Origin of the sequence: Paraburkholderia kirstenboschensis (assembly GCF_032806925.1) — a bacterium.
Taxonomy (GTDB): domain Bacteria; phylum Pseudomonadota; class Gammaproteobacteria; order Burkholderiales; family Burkholderiaceae; genus Paraburkholderia; species Paraburkholderia kirstenboschensis.
Genome location: NZ_CP136512.1, coordinates 870,139 through 886,449, shown reverse-complemented (window position 1 = coordinate 886,449; position 16,311 = coordinate 870,139). Strand labels below are relative to the sequence as shown.

General features: G+C 62.3%; 10 protein-coding genes and 1 pseudogene. 9 read left to right on the top strand and 2 right to left on the bottom strand.

The features are described 5' to 3' along the window. Nucleotides 1-69 precede the first annotated feature (69 nt). The 6 genes from RW095_RS12665 to RW095_RS12640 all read left to right on the top strand — a co-directional run bounded on the left by RW095_RS12665 (nt 70) and on the right by RW095_RS12640 (nt 10,369). The gene (locus RW095_RS12665; RefSeq protein WP_317019345.1) at nt 70-303 is read left to right on the top strand and encodes a hypothetical protein; all 234 of its coding nucleotides are present in this window, start codon (nt 70-72) and stop codon (nt 301-303) included. Continuing rightward, nucleotides 287-2,080 (top strand): DUF2138 domain-containing protein, encoded by a 1,794-nt coding sequence (locus RW095_RS12660; RefSeq protein WP_317019344.1) that lies wholly within the window; start codon nt 287-289, stop codon nt 2,078-2,080. The genes RW095_RS12665 and RW095_RS12660 overlap by 17 nt, the downstream gene beginning before the upstream one ends. 182 nt (nt 2,081-2,262) lie before the next feature. Continuing rightward, nucleotides 2,263-2,919, top strand: coding sequence for a DUF1175 domain-containing protein (locus RW095_RS12655; RefSeq protein WP_317019343.1), 657 nt, complete (start codon nt 2,263-2,265; stop codon nt 2,917-2,919). Continuing rightward, a complete protein-coding gene (locus RW095_RS12650) occupies nt 2,916-7,715 on the top strand; it encodes an alpha-2-macroglobulin family protein (protein ID WP_317019342.1) in 4,800 nt (1,599 codons plus the stop codon). The genes RW095_RS12655 and RW095_RS12650 overlap by 4 nt, the downstream gene beginning before the upstream one ends. 12 nt (nt 7,716-7,727) lie before the next feature. Next, nucleotides 7,728-9,521, top strand: coding sequence for a DUF2300 domain-containing protein (locus RW095_RS12645; protein WP_317019341.1), 1,794 nt, complete (start codon nt 7,728-7,730; stop codon nt 9,519-9,521). Continuing rightward, complete coding sequence (locus RW095_RS12640) at nt 9,518-10,369, top strand: YfaP family protein (protein ID WP_317019340.1); 852 nt, start codon at nt 9,518-9,520, stop codon at nt 10,367-10,369. The genes RW095_RS12645 and RW095_RS12640 overlap by 4 nt, the downstream gene beginning before the upstream one ends. Here the strand turns inward: RW095_RS12640 and RW095_RS12635 are convergent. After that, nucleotides 10,252-11,793, bottom strand: coding sequence for an IS3 family transposase (locus RW095_RS12635; RefSeq protein WP_317016251.1), 1,542 nt, complete (start codon nt 11,791-11,793; stop codon nt 10,252-10,254). The two genes, RW095_RS12640 and RW095_RS12635, sit on opposite strands and share 118 nt — an antisense overlap. 39 nt (nt 11,794-11,832) lie before the next feature. Here RW095_RS12635 and RW095_RS12630 point away from each other — a divergent pair. The 3 genes and pseudogenes from RW095_RS12630 to RW095_RS12620 all read left to right on the top strand — a co-directional run. Further along, a pseudogene (locus tag RW095_RS12630) lies at nt 11,833-12,015 on the top strand (DUF2135 domain-containing protein); the annotation flags it as partial. Between the two features lie 22 nt (nt 12,016-12,037). Continuing rightward, nucleotides 12,038-12,838, top strand: a complete 801-nt coding sequence (locus RW095_RS12625; RefSeq protein WP_317019339.1) for a YfaP family protein — start codon at nt 12,038-12,040, stop codon at nt 12,836-12,838. 290 nt (nt 12,839-13,128) lie between these two features. Then, nucleotides 13,129-13,521 (top strand): hypothetical protein, encoded by a 393-nt coding sequence (locus tag RW095_RS12620; RefSeq protein ID WP_317019338.1) that lies wholly within the window; start codon nt 13,129-13,131, stop codon nt 13,519-13,521. 91 nt (nt 13,522-13,612) lie between these two features. On the opposite strand, the gene rpoD is transcribed toward RW095_RS12620, so the two are convergent. Continuing rightward, entirely contained in the window at nt 13,613-15,607 is a 1,995-nt protein-coding gene (gene rpoD, locus RW095_RS12615) for an RNA polymerase sigma factor RpoD (RefSeq protein WP_317019337.1), read from the bottom strand. Nucleotides 15,608-16,311 lie beyond the last annotated feature (704 nt).

Genomic DNA, 16,311 nt, shown 5'->3' with positions numbered 1-16,311 from the left:
GTTAAACGGCAGCCCGCACACACAGGCGCTCAGCGGTATAGCGCCTGAACGAACGACCTTTTAATCGCAGTGACTGCGGAAAAATCTCTAGCCTTTTCCGACGCATTAATCAAGTGGGAACTCTTCGTCACCGAGCGCGTGAAACATCGCGGATTGTTAAATGCAATGTGGGGTGGTTTGCTGTTAAAAATATCGGTTATCATCGCTGCCTTCAGCGATCGCTCACGGCGGCTTAATCCGGCCGGCATCAACGTTAATATCGTCGCATCGAACCAGAAAAACTCAGATGAAGATGTCGCGTAAAAAGATTGCAATCCTCGTGGCCGCGCTTCTGATCGTGGCCGGCATCGTCATTCAGGCCGTGTGGCGTCCGTTCGCGCATCGCAAGGCGACCAATGCGGGCGAAGTCGTTCTGGATATTCATCATCCCGACGCGGTGATCGACAGCGAAGCGCTGGCGCGTTTGCCGCGCGACATGCTGCGCGTGCCGCTGCTTCACGACGTGCTCACGCAAGACTTCGTCGACTATTACGAATCGCCCAATACGCGGCTTTCCGCCGAAGGTGCTTTGCGGCGTCTCGCGTTCGAACATCAACTTGACTGGCGCGACGAACTGATCCACCGCGTGTTCGACGAACCCGCGCACGTGTTGCTGTGGCGTTCGCCGGATGGCCGCCTCGGCTATTGGATCATGTCGATGCGCCGCAACGGTCTTGCCAAGCTGTTGCAGGGCTTGGGCAACGTTGCCGCAAGCGACGCGCAACTCAGTCAGGTCGCCAAACTCTCGGGCGATGTGCCGGTCTATGCGCTGAAGCTGGCAGTTGGCCGAACGCTGCTGTTCGCGACGAAAGACGATCGCCTCGTGGTGCTGTCCGCGCCTGGCGTTCTGCTCGACGACAAGGGTGGCCTTCTGGGCGACCGCGCCGATGCTGTGTCCGACATGCTGTCGTCCGGTCATGACGACGCCGCACGCGCATATCAACTGGATGCACCGGGAGAGGCGCCCAAGGGGCATCGTCTCGTCGTGTCGGCGAACTACCTGTCGTTCGGTTATCAGGCGTTCTTTTCGGGCATCGAAGCACTGCGTTTCGACTTCTCGCCGAATGGCAGCGCGGCGGCGAGCTGGCGGACTTCGGCCTTGATCGAGCCGGGCAAGCTGCCGCAGCAGTGGAACAGCGCGGCCTTGTGGCGCGCATTGCCGGCAAACGCCGCGGCGTGCACGAGCCTGCCCGCGGACTGTAAGGAGGCGTCGGCATTGCTTGGCAAGGTGGCCGATGGGTCGGACGCCGCCGGGGCAATCGGCTTTCGTCTGACGGGGCCCGCAGCGGTGTGCTGGTATGCGAAATCCACGCTGGTTGCGCCGGTTTTCATCGCTCGAGTCAAAACGCAGGATAAGGCACAGGACGCGGCCTCGATCGCTACGCTAAAGACCGCCCTCGACAAAACGTTCGGCGACGTGATCGGCGCATATGAAGTGAAGGCCGCGAAGACGGACGGCGACGACACTGCCTATCGCCGTTTGCCGGTCACGAGGCGCGAACAGGGCGCCGACGTCACCGTCTGGCAGCGGCCAGTCAGCGCGCGTTCGGGAACGGCGTCGAGCAGCAAGGCGTCGTTCGCGTCGCAGCTATCGGCAGAGCGCTATTTCCCGGTGACGCTCGCGCTCGCGCACGGCTATCTGATCTTCTCGCCCGACGCACGTCTCGTCGACGACACGCTGGCAGTGCTCGACAAGCGTTACCCCGCGCTTGCAGACACGCTTGCTCCCGCGCGTTTGCCGCGCACCATTCTGACGCTGACGCCTTCGTCCGCTGCGGCACTGATCGAGCGCGAGGCAGGCGCCGCCTTGCCCGCCGATCAGGAGGCCGTGTTCCGCAACGCCTCGCGCGCGCATCTCACACCAAAGCTGCGCGCGCTCGCACACTATCCAGCCGTTTCGTTGACGCTGCCGCACACCTTGCCGGGCTCGACCGGCTGGGTGCCGGTGGAGTGGTCGTTCGATCGCGCGAAAGGCGATGCGGGTTCGGATAACGACTCGCCGCAAGCGTCCGCAGACCAGCCCGGCACAGAGGGCGATTAATGCGTCGCCTTCGCTTAGCCGGCGCGGTGCGCGCGCCTCGCCAGGCGCCTCGGCGCGCGCTCTCGGCGGACAGTGGGCGCGCAGCGTCCCAACTCCGCGCGGAGCATGTCGCGCATCCCGTGTGCGCAGCCGCCGCTACTTCAAGCTTTGTCGCGGCCTCACGTCGCGCATGGCTGTTACGCATGGCCACGATATGTGCAGCAGCCAGCGTCGCGCCCTATGCCCACGCGCTGAGCCCAGGCGCAGCAGGTCCCGAGTCCGACGCGCTAACCGCGCAGCAATCTGCCGTGTTTCGCGCGTGGTTCACGCGCATCGTCGACCAGCAGATGCGCCGCGGCCCAACGCCACGCTGGACGCAACGCGATTGCGCGGGGCTCGTGCGTTTTGCCGTCGGCGAGACGCTGCGAGCACACGACAGCAAATGGCTGCACGCCAACGGCATGACCGGCCTTGCCGACACGAGCAGCCTGCCGCCCGAACTGCAGTTGTCCGCGGCGCAGCGCATGATCGCGAATCGCTGGACGCAACTCGACGGCTCCACTGGCGCATACGCGTCGGCCATCGCGCTGATTCAACGCAATAGCCGCTTCGTTTCGAAAGACGTCAACCAGGCGCTGCCCGGCGACCTGCTGTTCTTCGACCAGGGCGACGACCAGCATCTGATGGTCTGGCTCGATCGTTACATCGCTTATCACACAGGCACCGTTACGCCGGCCGATACCGGTCTGCGCGCGGTCGCCGTTTTCGACCTGATGCAATGGAAAGATTCCCGCTGGCAGCCGCTCGACGGCAATCCGAATTTTGTCGGCGTGTTTCGTTTGGACTTTTTGACACCATGACCCGAATGAGCTCTGTCATCGCCACTTGCAAATGGTTGAACCATGCGCGCGGTCGCGCGGCCTTCACCGTGGCCACGCTGTTCGTGGCCATCACGCTGGTCACAGCAAGCGGTACCGCGCACGCAGGCGACGAGGCGTCGGCCTCATCAGCGGATGCCAGCATCGCCGCGAATCCGACGCTCAATCCGGCGCCGTCGAGCAACTTCAGCTCGCAGAAAGTGGACGGTCAACCGTTCTTTCTGCTCTCGGACGCGAGCTTCGGCAGCAATCAGCTCGCGCAGGTCCGGCTGGAGGCACCCGGCCGCGATTTCAAGGACGGGTTGCAGGCATACGGCGGCGCGGACATCGTCGTGTATCGGGTGCCCAAGCCGCTCGAGTTTCTGAAGGCACAGAAGAATCTGCATCGGCTGAATGTCGCGCCGAATTATCAGGGCGAGGGCCTCGCGAACACGCTTGCTTATCTGTGGGACCGCTGGTTCACCGAGGCGCGCCGTGCATGGCAACGCGTGCTCTCGTTCGCCACCCGCAGCAAGGCAACGGAGGCCGCGCCGCAGTTCAAGCTCGGCGAACAGACCGGCAAGCAGACGCAATTCGAGCAGAACTCGCAGTTCGCCCCGCTGAAGGGCTACGACATAGTCGCGCGATTTCGCTATCCGATCTGGGATGCGAAAGTGATCGAGCCGCCGAAGGGCGTGAACCTCGCGGGCAGCAGCAGTAACTTCATCGAGGCAAGCTCCGGCAACGTGATGATCCCGGTCGGCAAGCTGCCGCCGGGGCTCTATATCGTCGAGGCGGTGATCGGCAACTTTCGCGCGCATACCTTGTTGTTCGTGTCGGACACGGTGGCGGTCGTGAAAGCGGCATCGAGTGGAATGCTGGTGTGGACCACGCGGCGCGATAGCGGCAAGCCGGTCGTCAACACCGAAGTGAACTGGACCGACGGCGTAGGCGTGTTGCAAAGCGGCACTACGGGCAACGACGGCGCGCTCGTGCTGCAACACGTGAGTCCTGAGCGCAGCTATGTGCTCGGCGTCGATCCGCAGGGCGGCGTGTTCGTCTCGGAAAATTTCTATTACGACAGCGAGATTTACAACACGAAAATCTACGCCGTGACGGATCGGCCGATGTACCGGCCGGGCGATCCGGTCCATGTGAAGTTTATCGGCCGCACGTTTCAGAACGCGACTCAATCGTCGGCGCCCGCCGAGGCCGACATCAAGCTCGAAGTGCTCGATCCGAACGGCTCGCCGGTCGCAACGGCGAAGACGCATTTCGCTTCGGATACCGGCGCGGACACCTCGTTCACGCTGCCCGCCGACGCAAGCGCCGGCGGCTATACGCTGCGCTTCGACTACAACGGCGATGCGTATGGGAGCGCGTTTCGCGTTGCCGAATATGTGAAGCCGCACTTCGACGTCAATCTTTCAATGGACAAAGCCGACTACGCGACCGGCGAGCCGCTGAAGGGCAGAATCCAGCTGCGCTATCCGGACGGCAAGCCGGTGCGCGACAGCAAGATTTCGGTCACGCTGCGCGCGCAGAAAGTGACGATTGTCGACGGTGAACTGCGCTATGCGGGGCTCTTCCCGGTCAAGCTCGAACAGCAGGAACTCAAGACGGATAGCGACGGCAACGCGAGCCTGACGCTGCCCGCCGCGACCGAGCCGAGCCGTTATGCGCTGACGCTGTTCGCGCAGGACGGCGCCGCATACAAGGTGCGAGTGACGCGCGAAGTGCTGATCGCGCGCGGCGCGACGCCGTACCGGCTGACCACGTCGAAATCGTTTTCGCAGCCGAAGGAATCGGTGAGCTTCGACTTGCAAGCGCTGGCCGCAGTCGATCCGGCCGCGCGTGCGCCGTCGAAATGGGAATGGACGCGCCTCGAATCGCAGACGCACGGCGAAGGCGCGTTGAAAAGCGCGCCGAACGGCGCTGGCGGCAAGCTGTCGTTTGCGGTGCCATTCGAGCAACCGGGTTCGTACATGTTGTCGGTCAAAGACGACGCGGGCAACCTGCTCGCCGCCGTCAGCCATTGGGTCGCGGGCGACGGTCTGAAGGCGGTTCCGGGCAGCGTCGAGATTGTGTTCGATCGCGACCGGTACAAGATCGGCAATACGGCGGAAGCACTGATCACGTTCCCGCTGCCCGTCGACGATGCGTTGCTGACGCTCGAACGCAACAACGTCGAACGACGCGCGCTGCTGAGCGCGGGCGGCGACTGGTTGCAACTGCAACGCGTGACGCCATCGCAATGGAAGGCGCGCATCAAGGTCGGCGAAGACTTCGCGCCCAACATGACCTTCTCGGTGCTGTACGTGCATGCAGGCGAATACGCATTCCAGAACGCGGGCATCGTGGTGGCACAGCCGCAAATCGAACTGAACGTGAGGAGCGACAAGCCTGTGTACGGTCCGGGCGACACAGTCACCTTGAATTTCGACAGCACGTTGAACGGCAAACCGGAAGCGGCGAATCTGACGGTGAGCGTGGTGGATGAAATGGTCTATGTGCTGCAGCCGGAGATTGCGCCGAACATCGTCGACTTTTTCTATCATCCGCGCCGTAACAACGTGCGGACGTCGTCGAGCCTCTCATTCATCACTTACGACCTTGCGCGTTCCCCGCTCAAGGGTGCGCCGGGCGGGCCGCAACGCGCGAATTACAACGAGCGCGGCGTGAAAGTGCTCGAACGCCCACGCCGCGACGATCAGGATACGGCCGCCTGGGAAGGCAGTCTGAGAACCGACGCCAGTGGTCATGCCACCATGACGTTCAGGATGCCCGACTCGCTCGCGCGGTGGCGTATTACCGTGCGCGCGGCAGCGCCCGATGGCATGGTCGGCCAGCGAACCGCATACGTGCGCTCCGACAAGGCGCTGTATCTGAAGTGGAGCGGCCCGTCGCATTTCCGCGTCAACGATCAGCCGGCTATCGACATGATCGCCTTCAACCAGACCGATGCGGACATGGACGCGCAGTGGCTAGTAGAAGGCGGCGGCCTGTCGCTGAATCAGAAGGTCACGCTTAAGCGCGGCGCGAATTATCTGCGTCTGCCGAGCGGCGCGTTGAAGACCGGCGTGGTCAACGCGACCTTGCGCAAGGGCGACAAGGATGTGGACCGCTTGCAGACCACGATTCATCTCGACGCGAGCGGTTGGCTCGATCTTCATCAGAACACTGTCGCGCTGGACGGCTCGGGCAAGCCGCTCAATCTGCCGCAAGACGCACAGGAAGTGAGCGTGCGTTTCGTCGGCAGCGCGGCGAGCCAGTTCATGCGCGTAGCCGACGATCTGATCAACTACCCGTATGGCTGCGCCGAACAGACCTCGAGCCGTTTGATCCCGCTCGCGCTTGCGCACGACGCAATCGGCCGCGGCGACAACGCGAGTTCGACGCAGGGAATCGAAGCGCTGTTGCGCAATCAGCGGCAGCGTCTGGCGATGCTCGCGGGCGTCGGCGGCACGTTCGGCTGGTGGGGCGATACGACCGGTGGCAGCGCGCTGATTACGGCGTACGCGTATTACGCGGACTGGCTCGCGAGCCGCAGCCTCGGCATCAGCCTGCCAGCCGCGAACTGGCAGCACGCGATGGACGTCTATCGCGACGCCGGCGCAAAAGAGCCACTGCTTCATCGCGCGCTGGCGCTGTGGTTCATGCAGCAAATGGGCTTGCCGATCGCGACGCCTGTGGCGGGCGTGGCCGCCGACTTGATGGGCGACGCGGCGGCCACCGCCGCCGCACAGGCTCGCAATGCCGCCAATGCTACGTATGGCGCGCCGGACAGCATCGTCTTCGCTCAGGCCGATTCGCCGCGCGGCAAGCAGATGGCGATGCTGTTGATCGCGAGCATGGCACGAGGGACAGGCGCGCAAACGCCGGACGGTTTCGATGCTGCATCGAGCGCCGCGCGTGTCTCGTTGAGCAATGATGCGGCGCCGCTCGTTCAAAGCCTGCTTGCCATGTCCGGCGAAGGGGCGAGCGTCGATGCATCCGCATTGCTTGCAAAGAGCAGCGCCGATTACCCGACGCTCGACCGGGCACTGACGCTGCTTTGGTTGCGCAAGGCGCTCGGCGGCGATGTGGCGGCTACGTCGTTGCCGTCGCTGCAAGGCGCGGGCTGGACGCGCGCCGCGACGCCGACCGGCACGCCACTGTGGAAATGGACCGCTGCAGGCGTGCCGTCCACGCTCGACGCAGGCGCCGCACGCACGGACGTCAGCGCAATCGTCTCATTCCGCAGTCATACGAGCGAAGACAGCCGTTTGAACATCAGCGTCGCTCGCCGCTTCTACAAGCTCGAACCGGTCGAGACGAAAGCCGATCCGAAAAAGCAGGGCGCGGGCGACAGCAGTGTGGGACGCTCTGCGTTCACAGCGCGTCTCGTGAAATCGGGCGATGCGATCGACAGCAATGCGCTGTACGTGGACGAAGTCGCGCTTACGCCGCGCTCGGGCAACGCCTATCACTACGGCCTGCTCGATGTGCCGCTGCCGCCGGGCGCGAGCGTCGAAGCAACGAGTTGGGGCGTGTCGATCGAGGGCTTGCCTGGCGAGAAGGAGGGCGAGAGCGGCCTGCAACCGTTCGCGCGCGCTGCATCGTATGAAATGGGTGAGCTCTCGTATCACCAGCCGGTGCCCTTGCTCGATCGGCCAGTGGTGTTGCGGCAACTGGTGCGCTTCGCGCTGCCGGGCACATTCGCATTGCCGCCCGCGCGCTATTTCCGCATGTATCAACCGGACGCGAAGGCGTTCGAAGGCGGCAAGAGCGATCGCGTGACTACGTTGCGCATCCAGTAAGCGACACAGACCATGTCCCGCGCGCTTTTCCGGCCTGTACGCGATCGTCTTGCAGCCATGATGCTGCGGATCGCGTTCGCCGTGGGCGCGGTGGCGGGGGTGTGTATGAGCTGCGGCGTCACACTCGATCGCGCGTATGCTGCCGGGCCGGCTTCATCGCAGGCGGCGTCGAGACAGACATTGCGCTTCGCGTGGCTGCGCGACGGGCAAAGCCAGCTTTGGCAAGCCGACGTCGACGGCGCCGTTAGCGGCCTGTCTCCGCAATCCGCGCTGCCGTTGCCTGCCACGCTGGAAACGCCGCTCGGCAGCGTGTGGAAGCTGTTTGTCTACGGCTATCTGGTGGATCGAAATATCGCAACGCCAGACTACACATGCAGCGGCGGCGATCTCGAAGAAGTGTATTGCTGCATGACGGGCGGTCACGTCGATCGCGAACATGCGCTCGTGCAATCGTGCGGGCTCTTTTTCGAACCTGGGCGTCTGCAACTCGATCCCGTTGACTGGCGCAAGTATTGGACAGCGGCACACGCGCCCGCCTGGCTGCGCGACCTTCACGCGATGACGCCGACGCATCGTGTGCCTGTTGTGCAACTGCTTGCCGCATTACAGGCGATGCCCGCACGCCCGCGCGAAGCGGCGGCCAGCACGCTCGTCTCCGTGCTGACGAGCGGGCGAGGCGAAGGAACCGTGTCGCTTTATGGCAGCCTGCTGCGCGCCAAAACCTGGACGATGCCCGATGCGGCGAGGCCGGGCGCATCGGTGGGCGGCGCCGCGGGCTGGCTCGCAGATGGCACGCCGGTTTGGCTCGGCGGCCCCGGCGGCAGCGCACGCGTGCTCGCGTTGGCTGCGCCGCGTATTGCGCCGCTTCTCACGCGAGTCACCGTGCCCGATGACGGCGCATGCGTCGTCGTCGATTTCTTTAGCCGCTATCCGATTCGCGAAGTGCTCGGCCAGAAAGGACCCGCGACGGTGCCTGACGGGCCGCTGAACGGAGAGTTTCGCGTTGGTTTTATGAACGGCAACTGGACGCGACTGACGAGCCGCGGCGAGTTGCGGCTCGACCGTAGCGCTGCGGGAGCGCCGCAAGTGATCGGCCGCTTTGGCATGAACGACTATGTGGCGCGCGTAGTGGAGCGCGAAGGCGATACGGTGCAGCCGGAAGCGGCCAAGGCACTCGCCGTGGCGGCGCGCACTTATGCCGTGCAGCACGGTGTACACGATCACGGGTGTTTGCGTATCGACGACAGCAGCAACACGCAGCGCGTTCTGCCGCGCGCGCCGACCGCGGCGGCGCGCCGTGCCGCCGATATGACCGACGCGCTCGTGCTGACCGGCGTGCCTGTCCAGTATCACCACGACAAGGCCGCAGCAGAGCAAATGAGCTGGCTTGCCGCGAAGGCATCCGCGCAAACTGGCCTGACGTTCGATGCGATCCTTGCCCGCACATGGCCGCGAGCAACGCTGACTTCGTTTCAAAGCCCCTTGTCCGGCGATTGCGTCGCGGTGGCCGGCGCTCGTGAGTGGCTGGAGCGCAATGCGCCTTCCTGGGCGCGGCGCATGGATGGTGCTGCCGGATACGAGACGCCCGATCTGCCGGCCGTATGCGCGGTTCGCGAAGGGCGTCCGTATGCGGATGCGCAGCGCAATCGCGTCTATGTGTATCGCTTGCAAACCGAAGAAGATCGCATTGCGTTGGCGCATGAATATGTTCACCTTGCGTTTCAGCATCATCCGCGTGGGCTCGATGAAAATTTTGTCGAGCGCACCGCCCGTATACTGATTCGTACCGACAATCCGATCCAATGAACCACGTCACGTTTTTATTTTCGTTGAGCCGGCTTTCGTTGCTGCGTCGGGTTCGGCCGCGCGCCGTATTGCTCGTTGCTGTCGCTGCATGCGGCGCGTTCGGCGCAGGCATAGCGACACAGGCCCGGGCTGCCGGTACAGATGGTGGTGTCGCCGATCTGACCTGCTCGTTCGGCGGCTGGCGTCATAGCGGGCTGACGAATGAGGGCGAGCAATTCGTCGCGGCGTATCCGCGATCGCCGGTCGATCGTGGCGCGCAGCGTTACCGCACATTGATCGAGGGACGTCTGAAGCGTATCGACAAGCATGCACGCAAGCCGCCGACACTCGTGGTCAACGGCAATCCGACGCCGCTCTATACCGACGATGAAGGCGCATTCGCGCGGCCGTGGGCGTTCGGTGCGGGCTCGAATAGCATCGAACTCATTTCCGCCGACGGCAGGCAGCATCAGCGCATGCAGTTCTATGAAGCGGACCGCAGCAAGCCGCAGGCGAAGCTGCGAGCAATCGTCACGTGGGACGATCCTCACGCTCAGGTCGATTTGCACGTGATTACGCCAGGCGGCCTGCACGCGTTCTTCGCCAATCCGACACTCGAAGACGGCAGCGGCTTCGACGTCGACTCCGTGGACGGCGCGGGGCCGGGAATATTTTCGTCCGCGGCGCCGGAGCGTGGCACGTGGCTGTTCTTTCTGAATTACTGGGGGTGCGGCTATTTTCTTGGACTGAATTATGCCGCGATTCCAAGACTTTTCCGGTATTCGACGGGGCTGAGGAAACCGAGCGAGAGCTTGATCCGTTTTGCGTTATACCAGCGGATGTACGAGTCAACGGTCTCGATGAATTGATCGATGGTCGTGGTTCGCCAGTCACGAGGATAGAATAACTCCGTCTTGAGGCGCCCGAAGAACCCTTCGCACGCGGCATTGTCCGGCGAACATCCTTTGCGCGACATCGAGCGAGTCAGTCTGGCAGACTGCATACGCGAGAGCCATCCTGGCCAGCGATAGTGCGCACCACGATCCGAGTGAACTACGGGCCGCTCCTTGCTGCCAGCCACCGATTCGATTGCCGAATCCAGCATGGTGTTGACGAGTTCGGCGTCCGGCCGCGTACCGATTGACCAGCTCACAACGAGACCGTCGAAGCAGTCGATAACCGGTGACAGATACACTTTGCCGGCCGGGATCTGGAATTCGGTAAGGTCCGTGAGCCATTTCTGGTTAGGAGCAGCGGCGTAGAAGTCACGATTGATAATGTTCTCCGGCGCGGGACTAATTTCTCCACGATAGGAGCCGTAGCGACGTCGCCTGATCGCGGCGGCGGCCAGACCTTCCTCTCGCATCAAACGACGCACTACCTTCTCCGAGATGAAGACCCGCTGCCTGATCAATGCTGCGCGAATTCGACGATAACCGTAGCAACGGTGGTTGACTTCGAAGATGTCCGCGATGATGCGACGCGCGTCAGCATGCCTGTCAGCGACCAACAGCCGTGCACGGTGATAGAAGTAAGAGCTACGGGCGAGACCCAAAGCGGCTAGCAATTCTGGCAACGCATAGGTCTGTTTCAGGGCATCAACCAACTTCGCCTTCTCCCGGTTGCTCAGGAGTTGCGGGTTGATGCCCATCCCTTTTTTTATCAGTTCGTTCGCCTTCCTCAGGATATCGTGCTCAAGCTGCAACCGTCGGATGTCGCGTTGAAGCGATTCGACCTGTTCTTCCAACTGCGCACGCTCATGGTCGGATGCTGGTTTCTTTTTTCGTTTCATAGACGCTGGAACTTCTCGACCGAGTAGCTGATTCTTCCAGTTATACAGCGTTGGCCGACTCACACCGGCTTTCTCGGCAACCACGCGTGCGCTTTGCTCTCTGGTGCACAGCTCGATCACCGCGGCCTGCTTCACCTTTTGTGACTTTGGAACGCTACCAACGGCTCGGCCAACGACACGTTTTCTGATATCTGGACACAGGTCTTCGATCCAGGCTGCAAGCGTCTCGCGACTCGGATAACCCAACGCCCTCAAAGTTGCGGCAGCACAGCGGCCATGGCTCAGATAATGATCGACGGCCGCCTTCTGCTGCTCATCCGAATACCTCGGCCTCGAACGGACATAGCCCGCCCGTAGATCATGGCACTGCTCGTATTCGCGATGCCAGGCCTTGAGAGAGTTCTTGGTCGGATAGCCCAACTGCCGAATGGTGGCTCCGATGCGCTTGCCCAGCTTCAAATAAAGTCGAACCGCTTGAATGCGATCTTCGTATGAGAACATGAACTACCTCCAGGTAGTCCAAGAATTTGTCCGCACCTCCACTGGGGCAATTTTGATTCGACCGGCTACAACTTTGACGCCGCCGCGCACGACCGCGACGTGATCACGGCGACGTTGACGCTGGTCGTCAACGAAAATACGCCGAACGAGCGGCGTGAAACGATGGTTGTGCCGCTGCGCAAAATCGGCGACCTCATGCTCGTGAAGAGCGAGCGACTATGAAAGCCGGACGGGAGCAGTAACGATGAAGCGCAAAACGACGGGATGGATGACCGCTGCTGGCAACGGCTTGTTGGTTCTCGCCTGCTTGCAGGGCGCGTCGGCCGCGCATGCAAGCGATATCGACTTCGCCGCGCCGCTGAACGGCTGGCGCAATACGAGCGGCGACAGCGAGCGCTATTCACAGGACGTTCATTACCCGGCGGTGTCCGTGGCGACGCCGGAAGGGCAGTCGAAGCTTGCGCTGATCGAAGGTCAGATCCGTAACGCACCGAAAAAGAAGGGCAAGACGGTGAGCACGCTGGTGGTCGACGGCACGCCCTTGCCGCAGCGCGTAGAGGAAGACGGCAAGTTCTCGCGGCCCTATGCGTTTCCTGCGGGCAGCAACGGCGTTGAATTGCGCGCGCCGGACGGCAGCCGCAAGCGCGTTCAGTTCTACGACGCCTATAGCGGCAAGACGCAGCCGAAGCTGCGCGTATTGCTCGCGTGGGACACCGACGGCACGGATCTCGACCTACACGTGGTATCGCCAGACGGCGCGCATGCATGGTACGGCGATCGCGTCGTGGCCAACGGCGGCGCGCTCGACGTCGATGTGACGACTGGCTATGGGCCGGAGATCTATTCGTCGGCCGCGCCGCTGAAGGGCACCTATCTCGTCTTTGTGAACTACTACGGCAGCGGCAGCGACCGAAGCGACATGACCGTCGCTCAGGTGACCATCATCACCAATGAAAACACGCCGAACGAAAAGAGCGAGACGATCCGCGTGCCGATGCGCAAGGCCGGCGAACTGACGCTGGTGAAGACGTTTGTGATGCCTTGAGGGCAGCCTCGTTGCCGTTTGTTTCTGCCGTTCAGACTTGCTGCGTGCAGAGGACAAAAACCGTGTGCGCTCAGGTACTTGGGCTACTCTTGCGCAAGATATCCACAGCCTTCTGAACAGTTTCTGTGGACAACATAGTGCTGGCCGGAAAGCGTCGTTATTGACCCTTGCGCGAGGCTCGCGCGTGCACTTACCGTCCCTTACAGCGCTTCAAGTTTCAGCCGGTCACGGTCGATAGAACTTGTAACCGGCTTTGTGCCGAATGCCTTAAGAAATGAACGGAGGTTGCAATGCAAATCGACAGCGCGTTGCCGTCAACAGTAAAAGCAATTGATCGCGCGACGAAGAATGCGTCGTCAACGTCCCTCACCGGCGACGATGCCGCCACGGCGCGCTTTGCTACCTCGAATGCGTCCGAACAGGACGAGGCTGTGCGTATCTCCACTGAAGGCGCCGCTGCGGCGGCTCACGACACAAATGCAGTTGACGGCACGAGTGCGGCCGATGCTGGAAGTGACGGCGAGTCGCCGGCGGATTCGTCCGCGGTAAAGTCGTTTGCGTATGGCACGCTCGGGCTCGAACGGCCGGATCAGCCGCACGAAGAGCGCAATGCTTTCTACACAGCCGGACGTTGGCTGGCGGCGGGCATCACCCTTGGCGGGATCATCTCGCTGCTTATCTGAGAACGGTGGGATTCTGAAGTTCGAGGCGGGAGCTGCGCTTGCCGTGCATGGTGCGCGGCAAGCGCGGTAAAGCAGAGTCAGGCTTGCTGGATTAGCGGTCGAGGAACGACTTCAGTCGGTCGGCACGGCTCGGATGCATCAGCTTGCGCATGGCCTTGCTCTCGATCTGACGGATGCGCTCACGTGTGACGTCGAACTGCTTGCCCACTTCTTCCAGCGTGTGGTCCGACTTCGTGTTGATGCCGTAGCGCATACGCAGCACCTTGGCTTCGCGCGGCGACAGCGAGTCGAGCGCATCGTCGATGGCGGCGCGCAGATCGGCCTGCATCGCCGCGTCTGCCGGCGACGAAGCCGCCGAGTCTTCGATCATGTCGCCGAGTGTGGCGTCACCGTCGTCGCCAACCGGCGTTTCCATCGAGACCGGCTGCTTGGCGATCTTGAGGATGCCGCGCACTTTCTCTTCAGACAGGTCCATGCGTTCGGCCAGCACCGACGGGTGCGCTTCCTGACCGGTCTGCTGCAGGATTTCACGCGAGATGCGGTTCAGCTTGTTGATGGTCTCGATCATGTGCACCGGCACGCGAATCGTGCGCGCCTGGTCGGCGAGCGAACGCGTCACGGCCTGACGGACCCACCACGTTGCGTACGTGGAAAACTTCCAGCCGCGGCGGTATTCGAACTTGTCCACCGCTTTCATCAGGCCGATGTTGCCTTCCTGAATCAGGTCGAGGAACAGCATGCCGCGATTCACGTACTTCTTCGCGATGGAAATGACGAGCCGCAGGTTCGCCTCGATCATTTCGCTCTTGGCTTTGCGCATCTTCGATTCAGCCGCGACCATCTGGCGGTTGATCTCTTTCAGATGCTTGAGCGGCAGCGAGACGGTGGCTTCAATATCGATCAGCTTTTGCTGTTCAGACTGAATTGCCGGCAGATGACGCTCGAGCGCGGCGCCGTACGACGTCGTGCCGCGTGCTGCGCGCTCGGTCCAGCCGAGGTCGGCTTCATGACCCGCGAACGATTCGATGAACTTCTCGCGCGGCATGCCGCTCTTCGTCACGACGATCTGCAGAATGTTGCGTTCGATCGCGCGGACTTGCGCGACCTGATGCTGCACGTCGCCGCACAGACGGTCGATGGTGCGCGCGGTGAAGCGGATTTTTGCGAGGTGCTGCTGAATTTCCTCGCGCGCCCGCTGATACGCCTTGGAGCTGACGTCGCCGCGAGTGTGCGACGCGTTCATCTGGTCGTACAGAATGCCGACTTGCGCGAAGATCTCGAGGCAGTCGCTCGTGAGCTGCTTCAGGCGCGCTTCGTCTGCTGCCGACGAATCGGCCGGACCGACGTCGTCGTCGCTATCGCTGTCGTCGTCTTCTTCCGCGTCCGAGTCCACGTCGGCTGTCGCTTCGGCGCTCACGGTCTCTTCTTCCGCCGCGATGTTGTCTTCGTTGAGGCCGTCGACCAGTTCGTCGATTCGCAGTTCGCCGTCCGCAACCTGCTGGGCGCTTGCCAGGATCGCAGAAATTGCGAGCGGGCATGCGGCGATGGCCTGCACCATTTCATGCAGGCCGTCTTCGATGCGCTTCGCAATCGCGATTTCGCCCGCGCGCGTCAGCAGCTCGGTCGCGCCCATTTCGCGCATGTACATGCGCACGGGGTCGGTCGTGCGGCCGAACTCGGAGTCCACTGTCGACAGCGCGACTTCGGTTTCTTCGTCCGCCTGATCGTCCGAAACGACTGCCGGGGCGTTCGAATTCAGCAGCAGCGTTTCCGCGTCTGGGGCCTGCTCGTAGACCTGCACGCCCATGTCGTTGAACGCGCTGACGATGCTGTCGATCGCCGCCGTTTGCGCGAAATTATCGGGCAGGTGGTCATTGATCTGCGCGTGGGTCAGGTAGCCTTGCTCCTTACCCAGCTGGATCAGCGCCCGCATCTGGCGCTGACGTTCTTCGGCTTGCTGCGGCGGCAGTTCGGCCGCCACGGGGATCGCTTTGCCCGCGCCTTTGCCCTTGGGCGTACGGCCCGACGGAGCTTTCGTGTAGGCTGCGGTTTCGTGTTGCGAATCTTCGCGATCAAAAGGGTTCACGTATTCTCCTCGAGAGGCTTCGCTATGAGACGCAAGACGCGACCGTCAGGCGTTTCGAGCATGGCTCAACATCACCTGAGTGACTCAACGCGGTTATATGGCTGTGTGCTCTGGGGAGCAAAAAGATGAGCCCGCTCTGAGCGGGCCGATAGAAATGCGAAATTCGCGCGGCTCGCATTATATACGAGCTTGCGCCTTCGCGCGCATTGTGCGCAGCAATTCGTCGCACGCTGTTGCCGTAGGTCCGCTCACTGTCCGCCAGGGGGCGCGGAGCGGCGTGAAAAAAGTTTGATGCAACAACGAGCGGTTCTCTCGCGACGGCAGACTCCCGACTATAGACCAACTCGTTCGTGTTCGCACGACTGCGTTCCTCTGCAGAATGAAGGCCCACTATATGTACGGCGAACGCTTTTCGCGCCGATTGGCGCTTCTGCGAAAGAAAATTCGCCGAAGGGGGTTGACGACCCGTTACTCGCTCTCCATAATCTCGTTTCTCTGCTGCTGATGCAGCGACGCAGAACGAAGCGGTGCCGGGTGGTGGTGGTAAGGGCAGCGCAGCGTGAAGCGTACCGATCTTTAAAAACTAACAGCCGATAAGTGTGGGCGCTTGATGCGCGACGCGAGTCCTGCCTTTGCGGAGTATTGCGTGGGGTGGGGCGTTAAAGCGAAAGTATCAAGTCTCACACAGTAATGAAAGGAAGGTT